This is a genomic window from Sediminihabitans luteus (assembly GCF_002797595.1).
GTDB lineage: Bacteria > Actinomycetota > Actinomycetes > Actinomycetales > Cellulomonadaceae > Paraoerskovia > Paraoerskovia lutea.
Map to the genome: position 1 here is coordinate 148,595 of NZ_PGFE01000004.1, position 17,115 is coordinate 165,709.

Sequence of the window (17,115 nt, forward strand, 5' to 3'; positions counted from 1 at the left end):
TGCCCGTGTCCTCCCGTGGGTGGACCCGCGGGTCGCGGGGTCAGCCTCGCGGGCGGGCCCCGGGCCGGCTCACTCGCCCGGACGGACGAGGCCGGCTTCGTAGGCGGTCACGACGGCTTGCACGCGGTCGCGTGCCGCGAGCTTGGCGAGGATGCGCCCGACGTGCGTCTTGACGGTGGCCTCGGCGACGAACAGGTCGGCGCCGATCTCCTGGTTGGAGCGCCCGCGGGCCATGAGCACGAGCACCTCGCGCTCGCGCTCGGTGAGCGACGCGACGCCCTCGTGCACGACGCCGGCGGTGGCGTCCTCGGCAGGCAGCGCGGTCACGAGGTGCTCGAGCAGCCGTCGCGTCGACGACGGGGCGATCACCGCGTCGCCGCGGTGCACGGTGCGGATCGCGGCGAGCATCTCCTCGGGCGGCGCGTCCTTGAGCAGGAACCCGCTCGCCCCGGCACGGATGGCCTCGAGCACGTACTCGTCGAGGTCGAACGTGGTCAGGATGATCACGCGCGGCGTGGGCCGGGCCGGGTCGGCGGGCGCGCCCGTGAGCCGTGCCGTCGCGGCGAGGCCGTCGAGGTTGGGCATGCGCACGTCCATGAGCACGATGTCGACGTCCGTCGCGGCGACGGCCCGCAGCGCCTGGGCGCCGTCCCCCGCCTCGGCGACGACCTCGAGGTCGGGCTGGGAGTCGATGACCATGCGGAACCCCGCCCGCACGAGCTGCTGGTCGTCGACGAGCGCGACGCGCACGACGCCGGTCGGCTGCTCCACTAGTCCTCCGTCGATCGTGCGGTGCCGTCGGACGCCGTCGGGCGTCGTCCCGCGGGAAGCGTACGCGGGATCGTCGCGCGGACCGCGAAGCCGCCGCCGGGCCGCGGCCCGGTGCGGACCGTGCCGCCGTAGACCTCGACGCGCTCGCGCATGCCGAGCAGCCCGAACCCGGGCGTGCTCGACGTCGCGGCCGCGCCCCGCCCGTCGTCCTGCACCTCGAGCTCGATCGACTCCTCGCGCCAGCGCACCAGCACGGTCGCCCGCGCACCCGGGCCGCCGTGCTTGAGCACGTTCGTCAGTGCCTCCTGCACGATCCGGTAGACCGTGAGCCCGAGCCCGGGCGGGAGGTCGGACGTCGCGCCGACCGTGACGAGCGAGACGGGCAGCCCCGCCGCGCGCGTGCGGGTCACGAGATCGTCGAGGTCCTCGCTGCCGGGCATCGGGCCGAGCCGCTCGGTGCGGGTCGCCGGCCCGTCGACGGGAGCCGGCCCGGGCGCGGGGCGGGTTCCGGGGGAGGCTGCGGGGGCGTCGTCCGGCACCTCGGCCGCGCGCGCCGGGCGGCCCGCGCGGAAGGAGAAGCCCGAGCTCAGCGCCCTGCCGGGGACGGCGGTCGTGACCTGCCCGGGCGTGCGCGGGTCGTGCGCGCTCTCGGTGCGCAGCACGCCCAGGAGCCGGCGCATGTCGGCGAGCGCGGCGCGGCCGGTGTCGGAGACGGTCTCGAGGGCCCGGCCGGCGGCGGCGGGGTCGGTCCGGGTCGCGTACCGACCGCCGTCGGCCTGCGCGATGATGACCGACAGCGAGTGCGCGACGATGTCGTGCATCTCGCGCGCGATGCGTGAGCGCTCGGCCGCGGTCGCGATCTGCGTCTGCTGGTCGCGTTCGACCTCGAGCCGGCGGGCACGGTCGCGCAGCGCCTCGATGGTCTCGTGCCGTGCGCGGCGCACGAGCCCGAGGGCCCAGACCGCGAGGTACACGGCGCTGCCGAACGCGCCCGTGAGCAGCATGCTCCTCGCGACGCTCAGCACGCCGTCGGCGGTCGCGAGCGGGACGCCCGCGAGGAACGATCCGACGACGGCGCCGGCGATCGCGGTGCGGTGCGCCCAGGTCGGCCCGTAGGCGGTCACCGAGTACAACGCGACCGGCACCGCGACGACCGCCGCGACGACCGGGAACCCGAGCGCGAGGCAGACGAGCGCGACGACGTAGACGGCCACGACCGACACCACGGGCGCCGAGCGTCGCCAGGCGAGGGGGGCCAGCAGCACCGCGGTCAGGAGGGCCGTCGCCCCGGGGCCGAGCGACGTCAGGCCGAGCACCGCCGAGACGGGGGCGAGGACCACCACGAGACCTGCCGCGGTGAGCGCGTCGACCTGTGTCGTGTGGCGCTCGGACCATGCCCCGGCGCGTTCGAACCATCCCATGTCCCGAGCCTAGGAGGAGGGCCGGGGCACGGCGTCCGTCCACGGGTGGAGACATCCGCGTCCGGTTCCGCCAGGAGGGGGACGGCGGCCAGACTGATGCCCTAGCATGAGCGAATGACCCACGTACTGCTAGCGGAAGATGACCCCGCAATTGCCGAGCCATTGGCCCGCGCGCTCACACGTGAGGGTTATGACGTCGTCGTGCAGGGGACCGGTCAAGGGGCGGTCGAGTCGGCCCACCTCGCCGACATCGTCGTGCTCGACCTCGGTCTGCCCGACATGGACGGCCTCGACGTCGCCCGCGAGATCCGTCACCAGGGCCTGACGACGCCCGTGCTCGTCCTCACCGCGCGCGCCGACGAGGTCGACCTCGTCGTGGGTCTCGACGCCGGCGCCGACGACTACGTGACCAAGCCGTTCCGTCTCGCCGAGCTGCTCGCGCGCGTGCGGGCGCTGCTGCGCCGCACGCACGTCGACGCGATCGAGGAGGACGAGCTGCACGCGCAGGACGTCCGCGTCGACGTCGCCGCGCACCGTGCCTTCCAGGGCGAGCGCGAGCTGCACCTGACGACCAAGGAGTTCGAGCTGCTGCGCGTGCTCGTCGCCAACGCGGGGTCCGTCGTCGTGCGCGACGCGCTCATGCGCGACGTGTGGGGCTCGGAGCCGGTCGGGTCGACCAAGACGCTCGACATGCACGTGTCCTGGCTGCGCCGCAAGCTCGGCGACGACGCGACGTCGCCCCGCTACGTCTCGACGGTGCGCGGTCTCGGCTTCCGGTTCGAGAACGGCGCGGCCTGACCCCGACCGACCGGCCCGCCCGCGCGGGCCACGATCCAGGAACGGTCTGACGCATGCGTCGCAAGGTTCTCCAGGCGACCGTCTCGGCGGTCGTCGTCGCCGTGCTCCTGCTGGGGCTCCCGCTCGCGATCTTCGGCGCGCAGTATGTCCGGGACAACGAGGCGCGCGAGCTCGCGGCCCGCACGGAGACGCTCGCACGGTCGGTCGACGCCCGTGCCGCCAACGGCGAGGACGTGCCGCAGAGCACGCTCGACAACGCGGCGAGCGCCCCCGGGCGCCTGCCCGCGCACATCCTGGTGGTCACCCCGGACGGTGTGCGCCACGAGGCGGGCGACCCGATCGACGGCAAGGCACGGTCCGAGGTGCGGCGCGGCGAGAGCGGCGCGCTCGTCACGGTCGAGGTGTCGGCGGCCCAGATCACGTTCCGCGTCGTGCAGATCGTGGTGCTCGTGGGCGTCGCGTCGTTCGTCGCGTTCGCGGCAGGGATCCTCGTGGCGGTCTGGCAGGCGAACCGGCTCGCCGCACCGCTCGTGTACCTCGCGGCCTCGGCCGAGCAGCTCGGCTCGGGGCAGGTGCGTCCACGGCTCGAACCGTCGGGCGTCGAGGAGATCGACCTCGTCGCGGCCGAGCTCGCGCGCAGCGCGGACCGCATGGCGGGCCGGCTCGCGGCCGAGCGGCAGTTCGCGTCGGACGCCTCGCACCAGCTCCGCACGCCGCTGACCGCGCTCAGCATGCGGCTCGAGGAGATCTCGCTCGCCTCCGACGACCCGGACGTCCAGGAGGAGGCCCGGATCTCGCTCGAGCAGGTCGAGCGCCTCGTGACGGTCGTCGACGACCTGCTGCGCTCGTCGCGGCGCGCGAGCGGCGGGACCACCGAGGCGGTGCGCCTCGTCGACGTGGTGCGCCAGCTCTCGGACGAGTGGGTGCCGACGTTCCGCAAGGCCGAGCGTCGGCTCGTGATCGAGGTGCCCGAGGACGAGCAGGTCCTCGCGACGCCCGGCGCGCTGGCGCAGGTGCTCGCGACCCTCGTCGAGAACTCGCTCAAGCACGGCGACGGCACCACCACGGTGCGCTCGCGCCCGAGCGGGTCGTCGGGCGCCGTCGTCATCGAGGTCGCCGACGAGGGTCCGGGCGTCCCCGAGGACCTCGCCCCGCGGATCTTCGAGCGCGAGGTGACCTCGGGCGCCGGGACGGGCCTCGGCCTCGCCCTGGCCCGGGACCTCGCGGCCGCGGACGGCGGGCGGCTCAGCCTGTCGCAGCGTGTGCCCGCGGTCTTCTCGTACTTCCTCGCCGGGGTGCCGCGCACGCTCGACCCGAAGGTCGTGCTGCCCCCGGGGCGCAGCATCTCCTCGACCGGGGCCCGCAAGGGGTGGTTCGGGCGCCCGTGAGGCGTGCCACAGGCCGCAGGCCCGGTGCGGGCGCGCGGCGCTGGTGCGACTAGGCTCTTGTCCCGTGCCAGCACCAGTGATCGCAGTCGTGGGCGGCGGACAGCTCGCCCGCATGATGGCCCCTGCCGCCGCCGAGCTCGGCGTCCACCTGCGGGTGCTCGTCGAGGACCCGACGACGTCGGCCGCCCAGGTCGTCGTCGACGCCCCGGTGGGCGCGGCGTCCGACGAGGAGGCGCTGCGTGCGCTCGTCGCCCCGGCGGACGGGCCGCACGCGCAGGTCCTCACCTTCGAGCACGAGCACGTGCCGAACGCGCTGCTCGCCGACCTCTCGGCGCACGGCACCCCCGTGCACCCTGGCCCGGACGCGCTCGTGCACGCACAGGACAAGATCGTGATGCGCGAGCGGCTGACCGCGCTGGGCGTCCCGTGCCCGCGCTGGGCGACGCTCCCGACGGACCCGTCGGAGGCCGCGCGGCGGCTCGACGCGTTCCTGGCCGAGGTCGGTGGCAGCGCGGTCGTCAAGACCTCGCGCGGCGGCTACGACGGCAAGGGCGTGCGGGTCGTGACGTCGTCCAGCGAGGTCGCCGACTGGTTCGCGGGTGCTGCCGAGGGCGGTCCCGCGCTGCTCGTCGAGGAGAAGGTCGCGTTCGGGCGCGAGCTCGCGGTGCTGGTCGCGCGACGACCCTCGGGCGAGGTGCGCACGTGGCCGGTCGTCGAGTCGGTGCAGCGCGACGGCGTGTGCGCGGAGGTCGTCGCGCCCGCGCCCGACCTGACCGACGAAGAGGCCGCCGAGGCGCGCGCGATCGCCGTGCAGGTCGCCGAGGCGCTCGGGGTCACGGGCGTGCTCGCGGTCGAGATGTTCGAGGTCTCGGGCGCGGCGGACGGGACCGGGGCGCCCGGGCGGCACGTGCTCGTCAACGAGCTCGCGATGCGCCCGCACAACTCGGGTCACTGGACCATCGACGGCTCGGTCACGAGCCAGTTCGAGCAGCACCTGCGCGCCGTGCTCGACCTCCCGCTCGGCGACACGAGCGCACGCGCACCGTGGACCGTCATGGCGAACGTGCTCGGCTCGAGCCTCGACGACCTCGCCGACGCGCTCCCGGACGTGCTCGGGGCGTTCCCGGACGCCCGCGTCAACCTCTACGGAAAGTCCGTGCGCCCGGGCCGCAAGCTCGGCCACGTGAACGTGAGCGGCGACGACCTCGACGAGGTGCGACGTCGTGCCCTCGCCGCGGCAGCGATCCTGCGCGGCGAGACCCCGAGCTAGAAGACCGACCACGACCGCGAGCCACCCGGAGGACGCATGAGCGAGCACCTGACCGACCACACCCCTGCGGACGCGAGCCCCGTCGTCGGCATCGTCATGGGGTCGGACTCCGACTGGCCCGTCATGGAGGCCGCGGCGACCGCGCTCGGCGAGTTCGGGGTCGAGGTCGAGGTCGACGTCGTCTCGGCGCACCGCATGCCGACCGAGATGATCGATTACGGACGCCAGGCCGCGTCGCGCGGGATCCGCGTGATCATCGCCGGCGCGGGCGGCGCGGCGCACCTGCCGGGCATGCTCGCCTCGGTCACCCCGCTACCCGTGGTCGGCGTGCCCGTGCCGCTGCGCCACCTCGACGGCATGGACTCGCTGCTGTCGATCGTGCAGATGCCCGCCGGGGTCCCGGTCGCGACCGTGTCGATCGGTGGTGCCCGCAACGCGGGCCTGCTGGCCGCGCGGATCCTCGCGGCGGGCACCGACGACGCGTCCGTCGCGCTGCGCGAGCGCATGGAGGCGTTCCAGGCCGACCTCAGCGCCCAGGCGCACGCCAAGGGCGCGGCGCTGCGCGCGTCGCGGACGCGCACCACGGGCTTCAGCGCCTGAGCGGTGCGGGCGCCTGCACCGCAGGGTGGTCAGGCGCCCGGGAGCCCGCCGACCGTCTCGCCGGGCTCGAAGTTCCCCTCGAGCACGTCGGTCCAGAACTGCGGCACGGTCTCCGGGTCGAGCAGCACGGTCGAGCCGACCCCGCCGGGACGGTAGTCCGGGTTCGAGATCGGCGGGGTGCCGGTCACCCCGTCGGGCCCGGTGGCGGCGCGGAACGCGAGACCGAGCTTGGCGAGGTCGACCATGCCGGAGCTCTCGTCGACCGTGAGCGCCGCGGTGCCCGCGTCGATGAGGTCGACCTGGCGTCCGGGGTGCCACAGCAGCGACGGCTCGACGACCGCGTCCGCGACGGCACCGATGACCTGGCGCTGGCGTTCGGCGCGTCCGATGTCGCCCTTCGGGTCCGAGTAGCGCATCCGGGAGAACGCGAGCGCGGTCTCGCCGTCCGCGACGTGGCAGCCGGCCTCCCACACGAGCCCGCTCTTCTCGTCGTCCACGTCGTAGTCGAGGCAGAGCTCGACGCCGCCGACGGCGTCGACGATGTCCTCGATACCGCCGAACCCGATCTCGACGTAGTGGTCGACCGTGATCCCGGTCAGTCCCTCGACGGTCTGCACCAGGAGCGCCGGGCCGCCGTAGGAGTACGCGGCGTTGAGCTTGCCCGGCCCGTGTCCGGGGATGTCCTCGACGTACGTGTCGCGCGGGAGGCTGATGAGCGAGGCAGGCCCCGAGTCGGGCTTCTGCAGCAGCATGATCGAGTCGGTGCGTGCGCCCGTCGTGCCGTCCTCCCAGACACCCTCCTCGCGCGCGTCCGAGCCGGCGAGCAGGTAGGTCTCGCCGTCGGTGCCCGCGGCGCCCGAGAGCGCGTCGACGTGCTGGACCTTGCCGTTGGCCCAGATGATCAGGCCGACGGGCCAGGCGATCAGGAGCACGAGCACGAGGACGAGGAGCAGCGCGACGACACGGCCCTTGCGGATGCGGATCCCGTCCGAGCCGCCGCGCGGCGGCTCGCTCGGGCGCTGGGCGGGGCGGGGCGCCTGGCCGGCGGCGGGCCGGGACGAGGGTCGGGCGGTCGTGCTCACCGCGGTCCGACGGTCGTCGCGCGGCGGCACCGACGGCGGGCGCGACGTCCGCTCGGGGGCGGCCGACGTGCGGCGCGGGGCGCTCGACGGCCGGGAGACGGGCTGCTCGCCCGTGTTCCGGGTCGACTGCCGGGTGATGCGTGCACCCGAGCGCGCGTCGTCCGCCGGGCGAGGCGGACGCGGCACGCGAGGCTGCGAGCGCCCGCCGCTCGCACCCACGGGGATCGCGCCGTCGGGGCGCGGCCGGTCGCCGCGACCGTCGGACGGCGGGGTGAAGCTGGGCGGCATCGCGCCCCGGGAGCTGTCGTCGCCCGCCATGGTCAGCAGACGGCGGTGACGTCGTCCGAGGTGAAGGCCTCGGTGCCGGCGGTCTTGGTCTGCTGGGGGGTCGGGGTGGTCTCGTCGGCCCCGTCCGTGCCGGTCGCGTCGGTCCCCGTGCCGGCGTCGCCGGTTCCGGCGTCCGACGTCCCGGCGTCGTCACCCGTCGCGGGCGCGTCGCTCGCGGGGACGGTCTCCGGCTCGCCCGTGATCGGCTCGTCGGCCGCCATGCGGGACCAGACGTCGGTCGCGTCGGAGGTCCAGACGACCCGGTTGGGGTCGGCCGGGTCAGGGCCGTTGGGGATCGTCATGAAGGTGATGTTCCCACCCGAGAGGCCGCGCAGGCTGTAGGCCAGGCCGGTGAGGTCGGGGATCGAGCTCAGACCGGGGCTCACGGTGAGCGACTCGGTCGCCGCGCTGAGGAACTTCACGAGCGAGGGGGCGTCGGTCAGCAGGTTCTGGGAGAGCACCTGGCTCATGGTCGCGGCGAGCAGCTGCTGCTGGCGGCCGATGCGGCTGAGGTCGGAGCCGTCGCCGATCCCGTAGCGTGCGCGCGCGAAGCCGAGGGCTTCCGCGCCGTCGAGCGTCTGGTTCCCCGCCTCGAGCACGAGGTCGGCCTTGGGGTTGTCGATCGGCTCGGGGATGCACATCTGCACCCCGCCGATCGCGTCGATCATCTTCTCGAACCCGGCGAAGTCGACCACGGCGTAGTCGTCGATGTACACGCCGGTCGTCGACTGCACGGTGTTGATGGCGCACGCGGCGGCCGAGGCGATGTCGTCGCCGTGGTCGGCGCCCACGGCGAACGCCGTGTTGAACATCGCGTGCTCGCCCGCGACGGTCGTGCCGTCGCTCATGGTGCACTCGGGCCGGTCGACCATCGAGTCGCGGGGGATCGAGACGAGCTCGACGCGGCTGCGGTCGGCCGAGACGTGCGCGACGATCGACGTGTCCGAGCGCATGCCCTCGACGCCGGAGACCGCGAAGTCGGTGTTCTCGCCGCCGCGGAAGTCGGAGCCGATGAGCAGGACGTTGAGCGGCTCGCCCGCGCTGGGGTCGGCAGGCTCGGGCTTCTCGAGGTCGCCCGTGAGGCCGGTGACGTCGCCGACGGTGACGTTGTCGTAGAGGGTCGCGGCGACCGCGGCCGCGGCGGTCGTGCCGAACACGAGCACGCCGGTCGTGACGAGGCCGACCGTGCGCAGCAGGGATCCCTTGGCGGCGCGGGCGTGCGCGGGGCCGCGTGTCGGGTCGTCGGACCCCTTCGCACGAGGCGATCGATGGGTGACAGTCACGGGAGTAGAGCATAGGCGGCGTCGCCCGTCGTTCGGGGGCGTCCAGGGGGCCGAGCGGTGGAGGGTTTGTGCAGGGTGCATCTCCACCCCCGCTCGGCCCCGCCCGGGGCCGGTGTCCGATCGCGTAGCCTTCCACCGTGCCTGCCACGCCCGAACCGACGCCGTCCGCAGACCTTCGCGACCCGACCACGCCCCGTGTGGTCGCCGTCGTGGTCGCCTACGACCGCGAGGTCCTGCTGCGCGCGGCCCTCGACGCGCTCGCCGCGCAGGACCGCCCGCTCGACGCGGTCGTCGTCGTCGACAACGCGTCGACGGACGGCACCGCGAGCGTCGTCGTCGAGCACCCGTCACGGCCTGACCTCGTCTCGCTCGCGCGCAACACCGGCGGGGCGGGCGGCTTCGCCGCGGGCATCGCGCACGCCGTGCGGCGGCTCGACGCCGACCTCGTGTGGGCCATGGACGACGACACGATCCCCACGCCGACCGCGCTCTCCGAGCTCCTGCGGGCCCGGGCGTCGTCCGACGCCGTGGTGCTCGGCAGCCGCGTCGAGTGGCACGACGGGCGCGAGCACCCCATGAACACCCCGCGCCGGCGACCTGGTGCCGACGACGCGGCCGTCGCCGCGGCCGCCGCTGCCGGGGGCACGCCCGTGCGCTCGTCGTCGTTCGTCTCGATGCTGATCGACGCGGCCGCGGTGCGCGAGCACGGCCTGCCCGTGGCCGACTACTTCATCTGGAACGACGACTTCGAGTACTCCTGCCGGCTGCTGCGCCGGGCCACGGGCCTGCACGTGGCCGCGAGCGTCGTCGAGCACCGCACGGCCAAGTTCGGCGCGACCGACGTCGACCCCGGACCGCGCTTCTACTACGAGGTGCGCAACAAGATCTGGATGCTCACGCGCACCCGGTCGGTCTCGCCGTCCGAGCGCGTGCTCTACACGGGCTCGTCGCTCGTGCGCTGGGCGCGCACCTTCGCCCGCTCGCAGGGCCGCGGCGTGCTGGTGCGCGCCGGGGCGCGCGGCCTGCGCGACGGCCTGCTGCGCGGCCCCCGGCCCACCGCGCAGGTCCTGGCCGGGCTGGGCCCGGTGTCGGACGACGTCGCCGCGGTCGAGCGGGAGGCCAGGCGTGGGTAGCGGCTTCTCGGTCCTGCTGCCCGTCTACGACGGCGACTCCCCGGAGTTCCTCGAGCGCTCGTTCGACTCGGTCACGGTCGACCAGACGCGCCCGCCCTCCGAGGTCGTGATCGTGCAGGACGGCCCCGTGCGGCCCGAGCTGACCCGCATGCTCGCGCGGCTCGTCGACCGCAGCGACGTCCCCGTGGTGCTCGTCGAGATCCCCGTGAACGGCGGGCTCGCGCGTGCGCTCGACCTCGGGCTCGAGCGCTGCTCGCACGAGATCGTCGCGCGTCAGGACGCGGACGACATCTCCGTGCCCGAGCGGTTCGCCGTCCAGGTGCCGATCGTCGAGGGCGGCGCGGACGTCGTCGGGTCGGCCATCGAGGAGTTCGTGGTCGAGGGGGACGGCGGCCTCGTGCGGGTCCCGCCCGTGGGGCACGAGGAGATCGAGCGCTACGCTCGGTTCCGGTCGCCCTTCAACCATCCGTCGGTCGTGTACCGACGCTCGGCGGTGCGCGCCGTCGGAGGGTACGAGGAGCTGCCGCTCATGGAGGACTACTGGCTCTTCGCGCGCATGATCCACGCGGGCGCGTGGGCCGAGAACGTCGTCGAGCCCCTCGTGCTGTACCGGGTGGGCGCGGGGGCGTACGCGCGGCGCGGCGGGACCCGGCTGCTGCAGTCCGAGGTCGAGCTGCAGCGGCGCATGTGGCGCGCGGGGATGACGTCGTTCTGGTCGTTCAGCCGGAACGTCGCGGTCCGCGGCGTCTACCGCGTCACGCCCGAGCCGGTGCGCCGCCGCGCCTACCGTGCCGCTGTGCGGCGCGACGCCGAGCGCGAGGCGCACACCGACCAGCACACCGACCAGCCAGGTACGACCGATGCAGGACAGGACTGAGGGAGCAATCGCGTGGACGTTGATCTGGTGGTCGTGGGATCGGGCTTCTTCGGCCTGACCGTGGCGGAGCGGGTCGCCGCCGAGCACGGGCGCAAGGTGCTCGTGATCGACCGGCGCGAGCACATCGGGGGGAACGCCTACTCCGAGGCCGAGGCCGAGACGGGGATCGAGGTGCACCGGTACGGCGCGCACCTGTTCCACACGTCGAACGAGCGGGTGTGGGAGTACGCCAACCGGTTCACGGCGTTCACGAGCTACGTCCACCGCGTGTACACGACGCACAAGGGCGAGGTGTTCCCGATGCCGATCAACCTCGGGACCATCAACCAGTTCTTCCGGTCGGCCCATGGTCCTGACGCGGCACGAGCGCTGGTCAAGGAGCTGTCGGCGGAGCTCGGCGGCAAGACCCCCGAGAACCTCGACGAGCAGGGCGTCTCGCTCATCGGCCGCCCGCTGTACGAGGCATTCATCCGCGAGTACACCGCGAAGCAGTGGCAGACCGACCCGCGCGAGCTGCCGGCGTCGATCATCTCCCGCCTGCCCGTGCGCTACACGTACGACAACCGGTACTTCAACGACACGCACGAGGGTCTGCCCGTCGACGGGTACACCGCGTGGATCGAGCGCATGGCCGACCACCCGAACATCGAGGTGCGCCTCGGCACGGACTTCTTCGACGCGTCGCAGCCCGTCAACAAGGGGAACGTCGTGGGGAACGTGCCGGTCGTCTACACGGGACCCGTCGACCGGTACTTCGACAACGCCGAGGGCGACCTGTCCTGGCGCACGCTCGACTTCGAGGAGGAGGTCCTGCCCGTCGGCGACTTCCAGGGCACCCCGGTCATGAACTACGCGGACGCCGACGTGCCCTACACGCGCATCCACGAGTTCCGGCACTTCCACCCCGAGCGCGACTACGTCAAGGACAAGACCGTGATCATGCGCGAGTTCTCGCGCTTCGCGGAGCAGGGCGACGAGCCGTACTACCCGATCAACACGGCGACCGACCGCGAGCGGCTGCTCGCGTACCGGGAGCTCGCCAAGGGCGAGAAGGACGTGCTGTTCGGCGGTCGACTCGGCACGTACCAGTACCTCGACATGCACATGGCGATCGGCTCGGCGCTCTCGATGGTCGACAACCACCTCGCGCCGCACCTCACGACCGGGGCGACTCTGGCAGGCTGAGACCCATGCGGATCCTCGTGACCGGTGGTGCCGGTTTCATCGGAGCGAACTTCGTGCGGCTCACGGTGCGCGAGCACCCCGACGTCGAGGTCACGGTGCTCGACCTGCTGACCTACGCGGGTGACGAGCGATCTCTCGCGGGGCTCGACGGCGTGCGCCTGGTGCAGGGCGACGTCGCCGACGCCGAGCTCGTCGACTCCCTCGTCGCGGGCGTCGACGTGGTGGTGCACTTTGCCGCGGAGTCGCACAACGACAACTCGCTCGCCGACCCGTCACCGTTCGTGCGGACGAACGTCGTCGGGACGTTCACGCTGCTCGAGGCGGTGCGTCGGCACGGCGTGCGGCTGCACCACGTGTCGACCGACGAGGTCTACGGGGACCTGCCGCTGCGCGCCGCGGACGCGACCGCCCCCGTCGAGCGGTTCACCGAGGCGACGCCGTACCGCCCGTCGTCGCCCTACTCGGCGACCAAGGCGTCGAGCGACCACCTGGTGCGCGCGTGGGTGCGGTCGTTCGGGGTGCACGCGACCATCTCCAACTGCTCGAACAACTACGGCCCGTACCAGCACGTCGAGAAGTTCATCCCGCGGCAGATCACCAACCTCGTCGACGGCGTCCGGCCCAAGCTCTACGGTGCAGGTCTCAACGTGCGCGACTGGATCCACGTCGACGACCACAACCGCGCCGTGTGGACGATCCTCGAGCGGGGGCTCGCAGGGGAGACCTACCTGGTCGGGGCGGACGGCGAGACGTCGAACCTCGAGGTCGTGCGCGCGCTGCTCGAGATCTTCGGCCGGGACCCCGAGGACTTCGACCACGTGCCGGACCGTCCCGGACACGACCTGCGGTACGCGATCGACGCGACCCGGCTGCGCACCGAGCTCGGCTGGGAGCCGCGGTACACGTCGTTCGCTGCCGGGCTGGCGGCGACGGTCGAGTGGTACCGGGCGAACGAGCCGTGGTGGCGACCCGCCAAGGCCGTCACCGAGGCCCGCTACGCCGTCGGTCCCTGAGCGTCGGGGCGCGCCGCACGCAGCGACGCGCGGAACGCCTCGACCTCGCCCGCGTCCGGCAGCGCGCCCGCGGCGAGGGCCTCGGCGAGGCGGGGCGCGGCCGCGTCCTTGTCCGACAGCCGCAGCACGAGCGGCGCACCGTCGCGCCCCCGGTCCGGCCAGGCGATGCCCAGCTCGGGGTCGAGCGGGTCGATGCCGTGCTCGCGGCCGGGGGAGTAGCCGGTCGAGCACAGGTACGCGACCGTCGAGTCGTCCTCGAGCGCGCAGAACGCGTGACCGAGCCCCTCGGGGATGTGGACGACGCGGCGGTCCACGTCGTCGAGCAGCACGCTGTCCCAGGTGCCGAACGTCGGTGAGCCGACCCGGAGGTCGACCACGACGTCGAGCACCGCGCCGCGGACGCACGTGACGTGCTTGGCCTGTCCCGGTGGCACGTCGGCGTAGTGCACGCCGCGCACGACCCCGGCCGCGGAGACCGAGAGGTTGGCCTGCGCGAGACGGAGCGGGTGGCCGATCGCCTCGACGACGACGGGGTCGGCGTACCACTCGAGGAACGTCCCCCGGTCGTCGCCGTGCTGGGTCGGGGTGATCTCCCACGCCCCCGGGACCGCGAGCTCTCGCACCTGCACCGTCGTCTCCTGCCTGTCGTCGTCGTGCGTGCCGCGCACGGCGGTCCGCCTCGAGCGGCCCACGGTGGTCTAGCGTGACGGGCGAGAGCCCCGGGCGACAGCCGGGAGCGGGTGATTCCGGAGAGGACGTGCGCGGTGGGCGAGGTCGACAGGGGTACGACGACGGACGGCGCGCCCGGGCCGCGACCGCGAGGCAAGGTCGTGGTGCTCGGGGCGGGCGGCCTCCTGGGCGCCGACCTGGTCCCGGTTCTGGCGCGCGACCACGAGGTGCGCGCGTGCGTGCGCCGCGACGTGGACGTGACCGACCCGCGCGCCGTCGCCGCTGCGGTCGAGGGTGCGTCGTACGTCGTCAATGCCGCGGCGTGGACCGCGGTGGACGACGCCGAGGCGCACGAGGAGGAGGCGGCGGCCGTCAACGGGGCGGGCGCCGGCGTGGTCGCGCGTGCGTGCGCCGTGATCGGCGCGAGGCTCGTGCACGTGTCGACCGACTACGTGTTCGCGGGCGACGACGCCGCCGCGCGCGCTGCGGTCCCGTACCCGGAGGACGCGCCGACGGATCCCCGCACGGCGTACGGGCGGACCAAGGCCGCAGGCGAGCGGGAGGTGCTCGCGGCGTCGTCCGACCACGTCGTGGTGCGCACCGCGTGGCTCTACGGTGCGCACGGGCCGTGCTTCCCGCGCACGATCGTGCGCGTCGCCCGGGAGCGGGGCGGGCTCGACGTGGTGACCGGGCAGCGGGGACAGCCGACGTGGACGCGGGACGTCGCCGACCTGGTGCGGCGGCTCCTGGCCGCCGAGGTCCCGGGCGGCGTCTACCACGCGACGTCGTCCGGGGTGGCGACGTGGCACGACCTGGCCGTCGAGGCGGTCCGCGCGGCGGGGATGCCCGGGGACGTCGTCCGCCCGCTCGACGGCGAGCTGCCGGGGCGGGCGGCGACGAGGCCCGTCTGGTCGGTGCTCGGGCACGACCGGCTGCGCGCGGTGGGAGTCGAGCCGATCGGTCACTGGCGTGATCGGTGGACGCTGGCCGCGGACGAAGTCCTTGCGGGCGTGGTGTGATCGGCGCGGACGAAGTCCTTGCGGGCGTGGTGTGATCGGCGCGGACGAGGTTCTTGCGGGCGTGGTGTGATCAGCGCGGGTCGTCGAGCAGGCGGAGCAGGTACGCGCCGTACCCGGACTTGAGCAAGGGCTCGGCGCGCTCGCGGAGGCCGTCGTCGTCGAGGAATCCCTGCCGCCAGGCGACCTCCTCCGGGACACCGATCTTGAGGCCCTGGCGGTTCTCGATCGTCCGGACGAAGTCGGAGGCGTCGAGCAGGGAGTCGAAGGTGCCGGTGTCGAGCCAGGCGGTACCGCGCGGCAGCACCTCGACGTGCAGGCGGCCCTGGGCCAGGTAGGTGCGGTTGACGTCCGTGATCTCGAGCTCGCCGCGAGGCGAGGGGGTCAGGGTCCGCGCGATCTCGACGACGTCGTTGTCGTAGAAGTACAGGCCGGGGACGGCGTACCGGGATCGGGGTGCCGCGGGCTTCTCCTCGATCGAGATCGCGCGCCCCTCGGCGTCGAACTCCACGACCCCGTAGGCGGTCGGGTCGGCGACCTGGTAGGCGAACACGACGCCGCCGTCGAGCTGCCGGAACCGGCGGAGCTGGGTGCCCAGCCCGGGCCCGTAGAAGATGTTGTCGCCCAGGACGAGGGCGACGGGCTCGGTGCCGATGAACTCGGCGCCGAGCACGAAGGCCTGGGCGAGCCCGTCGGGCGAGGGCTGGACGGCGTACTCGATGGAGATGCCGAACCGTGAGCCGTCGCCGAGCAGGCGTTCGAACGCGGGCGCCTCGTGCGGCGTCGTGATGACCAGCACGTCGCGGACGCCTGCGAGCAGGAGCGTCGAGAGCGGGTAGTAGATCATCGGCTTGTCGAAGACGGGCAGCAGCTGCTTGCTCGTGCCGATCGTGATGGGGTGCAACCGGGTGCCCGAGCCGCCGGCCAGGATGACTCCTCGCATGGCACCCCATCATGGGGGGTCGGGGTCAGCCCAGCAGGTCGAGAGTCGCACGTTCACCCGTGACGAGCCGGGCACGGCGGGCGGGGTCGTCGCGCAGCGCGGCAGCGGTGGCGGGGGAGACGAGCACGAGCGAGCCGTCCGCGGCGAGGACGTGGAGCGCGCGTCGGAGGGTCGCGGTCAGGTCGTCGGCCTCCAGGACCACGCGCTCGGCGGTGGTGGGCAGCGCGGTGCCGTGCGGGTCCGTCGCGGCCTGCGCCCAGTCGACGAGCTCGGCGTGGGTCGGTCCGTCGAGGAGCGCCGGCGCGGCGGGGTCGAGGTCTGCGACGTACCCGATCTGGTCGCCGTAGGTCATGACGGCGCCCGCCGCGTCGAGCGCGCCGGGCGGCAGTTCGCCGTCGAACCGGCGGGCGAGCGCCGGCAGGGCCAGCGCGACGACCTCGGCACGCGTGCAGGCCCAGGCGGTCGGGCGGGTGGTCACGACGACGTCGACCGGCGCCGTGGGCGAGGGGGCGAGCCCGGGGGCGAGGGTCGCGCCGGCGCGCCAGACCGCGGTCGCCCAGACGACGGTCCGCCAGTGCGCGGGAGCGTCGAGAACGACCGTCGTGGCGCCTTTAGCATCGAATTCTTCGACCAGCAAGTTGAGCGATTTATTAGCCCAGTTCTCAAACACGGCGCCGGACAGCTCGATGCGTTCACCGTCGTCCCCGTACCACGTCAGCCGGGGTCGGCCGGGGTCGACCGTGAGTCGACGTAGCAGGTCAGCGACGTGTGTCGGGTTCGCGGGAGCCATGGGTGCCAGCCTACTGACCCCGCCGACGCTTCGTGCCGCACCGATTTTCCGTGATTTCACCCCCGGTCGCCGCGGGCTATCACATTTCGGCTTGACGGACCCGCATGACACGCGTGTAATTTCCCTAATGCAGTTTCCACACGGAGGGTGAGGGGCACATCATGTGGAACGTTCTGGACGGCGGGGAGTTCCCCACGGACGTCAGGGAACAGGTCGAGACGGTGGCTCCTGTGCTGCCGCTCTTCGGCACGTTCGACGACGGGTTCGAGGAGACGCTGCTCGGGTGGCAGGAGCGGGCCCTGTGCGCGCAGACCGACCCCGAGGCGTTCTTCCCCGAGAAGGGCGGCTCGACGCGCGAGGCCAAGAAGGTCTGCTCGGGCTGCGAGGTGCGCGCCGAGTGCCTCGAGTACGCGCTCGAGAACGACGAGCGGTTCGGGATCTGGGGCGGGCTCTCCGAGCGCGAGCGGCGCAAGCTCAAGCGTCGCGCGATCTGATCTTCACGGCATCACTGCGCTGATCCCCCGGCGCCGCGCCCCCGGGTGACCGGAC

General features: G+C 73.6%; 17 protein-coding genes. 10 read left to right on the top strand and 7 right to left on the bottom strand.

Annotated elements, in window-relative coordinates; genetic code table 11:
- Positions 1-69: 69 nt before the first annotated feature.
- Positions 70-771: a response regulator gene (locus tag CLV28_RS12155; protein WP_275405065.1), complete on the bottom strand. Its 702-nt coding sequence runs from the start codon at positions 769-771 to the stop codon at positions 70-72.
- Positions 771-2,192: a sensor histidine kinase gene (locus CLV28_RS12160; RefSeq protein ID WP_100423595.1), complete on the bottom strand. Its 1,422-nt coding sequence runs from the start codon at positions 2,190-2,192 to the stop codon at positions 771-773. The genes CLV28_RS12155 and CLV28_RS12160 overlap by 1 nt, the downstream gene beginning before the upstream one ends.
- Before the next feature lie 114 nt (positions 2,193-2,306).
- Here CLV28_RS12160 and CLV28_RS12165 point away from each other — a divergent pair, with 114 nt between their 5' ends.
- The 4 genes from CLV28_RS12165 (at position 2,307) to purE (ending at position 6,248) form a co-directional block, all read left to right on the top strand.
- Positions 2,307-2,990 carry a response regulator transcription factor gene (locus CLV28_RS12165; protein ID WP_100423596.1) on the top strand — a complete coding sequence of 228 codons (684 nt, stop codon included), beginning with the start codon at positions 2,307-2,309 and terminating at the stop codon, positions 2,988-2,990.
- Positions 2,991-3,043: 53 nt separating this feature from the next.
- Positions 3,044-4,378 (top strand): ATP-binding protein, encoded by a 1,335-nt coding sequence (locus CLV28_RS12170; RefSeq protein ID WP_100423597.1) that lies wholly within the window; start codon positions 3,044-3,046, stop codon positions 4,376-4,378.
- A gap of 64 nt (positions 4,379-4,442) precedes the next feature.
- Complete coding sequence (locus tag CLV28_RS12175) at positions 4,443-5,648, top strand: 5-(carboxyamino)imidazole ribonucleotide synthase (RefSeq protein ID WP_100423598.1); 1,206 nt, start codon at positions 4,443-4,445, stop codon at positions 5,646-5,648.
- Positions 5,649-5,684: 36 nt separating this feature from the next.
- Entirely contained in the window at positions 5,685-6,248 is a 564-nt protein-coding gene (gene purE / locus CLV28_RS12180) for a 5-(carboxyamino)imidazole ribonucleotide mutase (RefSeq protein WP_100423599.1), read from the top strand.
- Between the two features lie 29 nt (positions 6,249-6,277).
- Here purE and CLV28_RS12185 read toward each other — a convergent pair whose 3' ends face one another.
- Positions 6,278-7,516 carry an LCP family protein gene (locus CLV28_RS12185; RefSeq protein WP_239073221.1) on the bottom strand — a complete coding sequence of 413 codons (1,239 nt, stop codon included), beginning with the start codon at positions 7,514-7,516 and terminating at the stop codon, positions 6,278-6,280.
- A gap of 134 nt (positions 7,517-7,650) precedes the next feature.
- Positions 7,651-8,940, bottom strand: coding sequence for an LCP family protein (locus CLV28_RS12190; RefSeq protein ID WP_239073222.1), 1,290 nt, complete (start codon positions 8,938-8,940; stop codon positions 7,651-7,653).
- Positions 8,941-9,077: 137 nt separating this feature from the next.
- Here CLV28_RS12190 and CLV28_RS12195 point away from each other — a divergent pair, with 137 nt between their 5' ends.
- Genes CLV28_RS12195 through rfbB form a run of 4 tightly spaced genes read left to right on the top strand, consistent with a single transcriptional unit; the run spans position 9,078 to position 13,148 of the window.
- Positions 9,078-10,073: a glycosyltransferase gene (locus tag CLV28_RS12195; protein WP_239073223.1), complete on the top strand. Its 996-nt coding sequence runs from the start codon at positions 9,078-9,080 to the stop codon at positions 10,071-10,073.
- Complete coding sequence (locus CLV28_RS12200; protein WP_100423601.1) at positions 10,066-10,950, top strand: glycosyltransferase; 885 nt, start codon at positions 10,066-10,068, stop codon at positions 10,948-10,950. The genes CLV28_RS12195 and CLV28_RS12200 overlap by 8 nt, the downstream gene beginning before the upstream one ends.
- A 12-nt stretch (positions 10,951-10,962) precedes the next feature.
- Entirely contained in the window at positions 10,963-12,135 is a 1,173-nt protein-coding gene (glf, locus tag CLV28_RS12205) for a UDP-galactopyranose mutase (RefSeq protein ID WP_100423602.1), read from the top strand.
- 5 nt (positions 12,136-12,140) lie between these two features.
- Positions 12,141-13,148 carry a dTDP-glucose 4,6-dehydratase gene (gene rfbB / locus CLV28_RS12210; RefSeq protein WP_100423603.1) on the top strand — a complete coding sequence of 336 codons (1,008 nt, stop codon included), beginning with the start codon at positions 12,141-12,143 and terminating at the stop codon, positions 13,146-13,148.
- Here rfbB and CLV28_RS12215 read toward each other — a convergent pair.
- Positions 13,130-13,777: a dTDP-4-dehydrorhamnose 3,5-epimerase family protein gene (locus tag CLV28_RS12215; protein ID WP_100423746.1), complete on the bottom strand. Its 648-nt coding sequence runs from the start codon at positions 13,775-13,777 to the stop codon at positions 13,130-13,132. The two genes, rfbB and CLV28_RS12215, sit on opposite strands and share 19 nt — an antisense overlap.
- 135 nt (positions 13,778-13,912) lie before the next feature.
- Here CLV28_RS12215 and rfbD point away from each other — a divergent pair, with 135 nt between their 5' ends.
- The gene (rfbD, locus tag CLV28_RS12220; RefSeq protein WP_203968174.1) at positions 13,913-14,836 is read left to right on the top strand and encodes a dTDP-4-dehydrorhamnose reductase; all 924 of its coding nucleotides are present in this window, start codon (positions 13,913-13,915) and stop codon (positions 14,834-14,836) included.
- A 70-nt stretch (positions 14,837-14,906) separates the two neighbouring features.
- Here the strand turns inward: rfbD and rfbA are convergent, their stop codons facing one another.
- The gene (gene rfbA, locus CLV28_RS12225) at positions 14,907-15,776 is read right to left on the bottom strand and encodes a glucose-1-phosphate thymidylyltransferase RfbA (RefSeq protein ID WP_100423604.1); all 870 of its coding nucleotides are present in this window, start codon (positions 15,774-15,776) and stop codon (positions 14,907-14,909) included.
- A gap of 25 nt (positions 15,777-15,801) precedes the next feature.
- Positions 15,802-16,566 (bottom strand): TIGR03089 family protein, encoded by a 765-nt coding sequence (locus CLV28_RS12230; RefSeq protein ID WP_100423605.1) that lies wholly within the window; start codon positions 16,564-16,566, stop codon positions 15,802-15,804.
- Positions 16,567-16,727: 161 nt separating this feature from the next.
- Here CLV28_RS12230 and CLV28_RS12235 point away from each other — a divergent pair, with 161 nt between their 5' ends.
- Positions 16,728-17,060: a WhiB family transcriptional regulator gene (locus CLV28_RS12235; RefSeq protein ID WP_100423606.1), complete on the top strand. Its 333-nt coding sequence runs from the start codon at positions 16,728-16,730 to the stop codon at positions 17,058-17,060.
- Positions 17,061-17,115 lie beyond the last annotated feature (55 nt).

What these genes read in the sequence shown, in the direction of transcription:
- CLV28_RS12235 (WP_100423606.1), top strand. Translation starts at nt 16,728, where the DNA reads ATGTGGAACGTTCTGGACGGCGGGGAGTTCCCCACGGACGTCAGGGAA.
- rfbB (WP_100423603.1), top strand. Translation starts at nt 12,141, where the DNA reads ATGCGGATCCTCGTGACCGGTGGTGCCGGTTTCATCGGAGCGAACTTC.
- CLV28_RS12165 (WP_100423596.1), top strand. Translation starts at nt 2,307, where the DNA reads ATGACCCACGTACTGCTAGCGGAAGATGACCCCGCAATTGCCGAGCCA.
- rfbA (WP_100423604.1), bottom strand. Translation starts at nt 15,776, where the DNA reads ATGCGAGGAGTCATCCTGGCCGGCGGCTCGGGCACCCGGTTGCACCCC.
- CLV28_RS12160 (WP_100423595.1), bottom strand. Translation starts at nt 2,192, where the DNA reads ATGGGATGGTTCGAACGCGCCGGGGCATGGTCCGAGCGCCACACGACA.
- CLV28_RS12230 (WP_100423605.1), bottom strand. Translation starts at nt 16,566, where the DNA reads ATGGCTCCCGCGAACCCGACACACGTCGCTGACCTGCTACGTCGACTC.
- purE (WP_100423599.1), top strand. Translation starts at nt 5,685, where the DNA reads ATGAGCGAGCACCTGACCGACCACACCCCTGCGGACGCGAGCCCCGTC.
- CLV28_RS12170 (WP_100423597.1), top strand. Translation starts at nt 3,044, where the DNA reads ATGCGTCGCAAGGTTCTCCAGGCGACCGTCTCGGCGGTCGTCGTCGCC.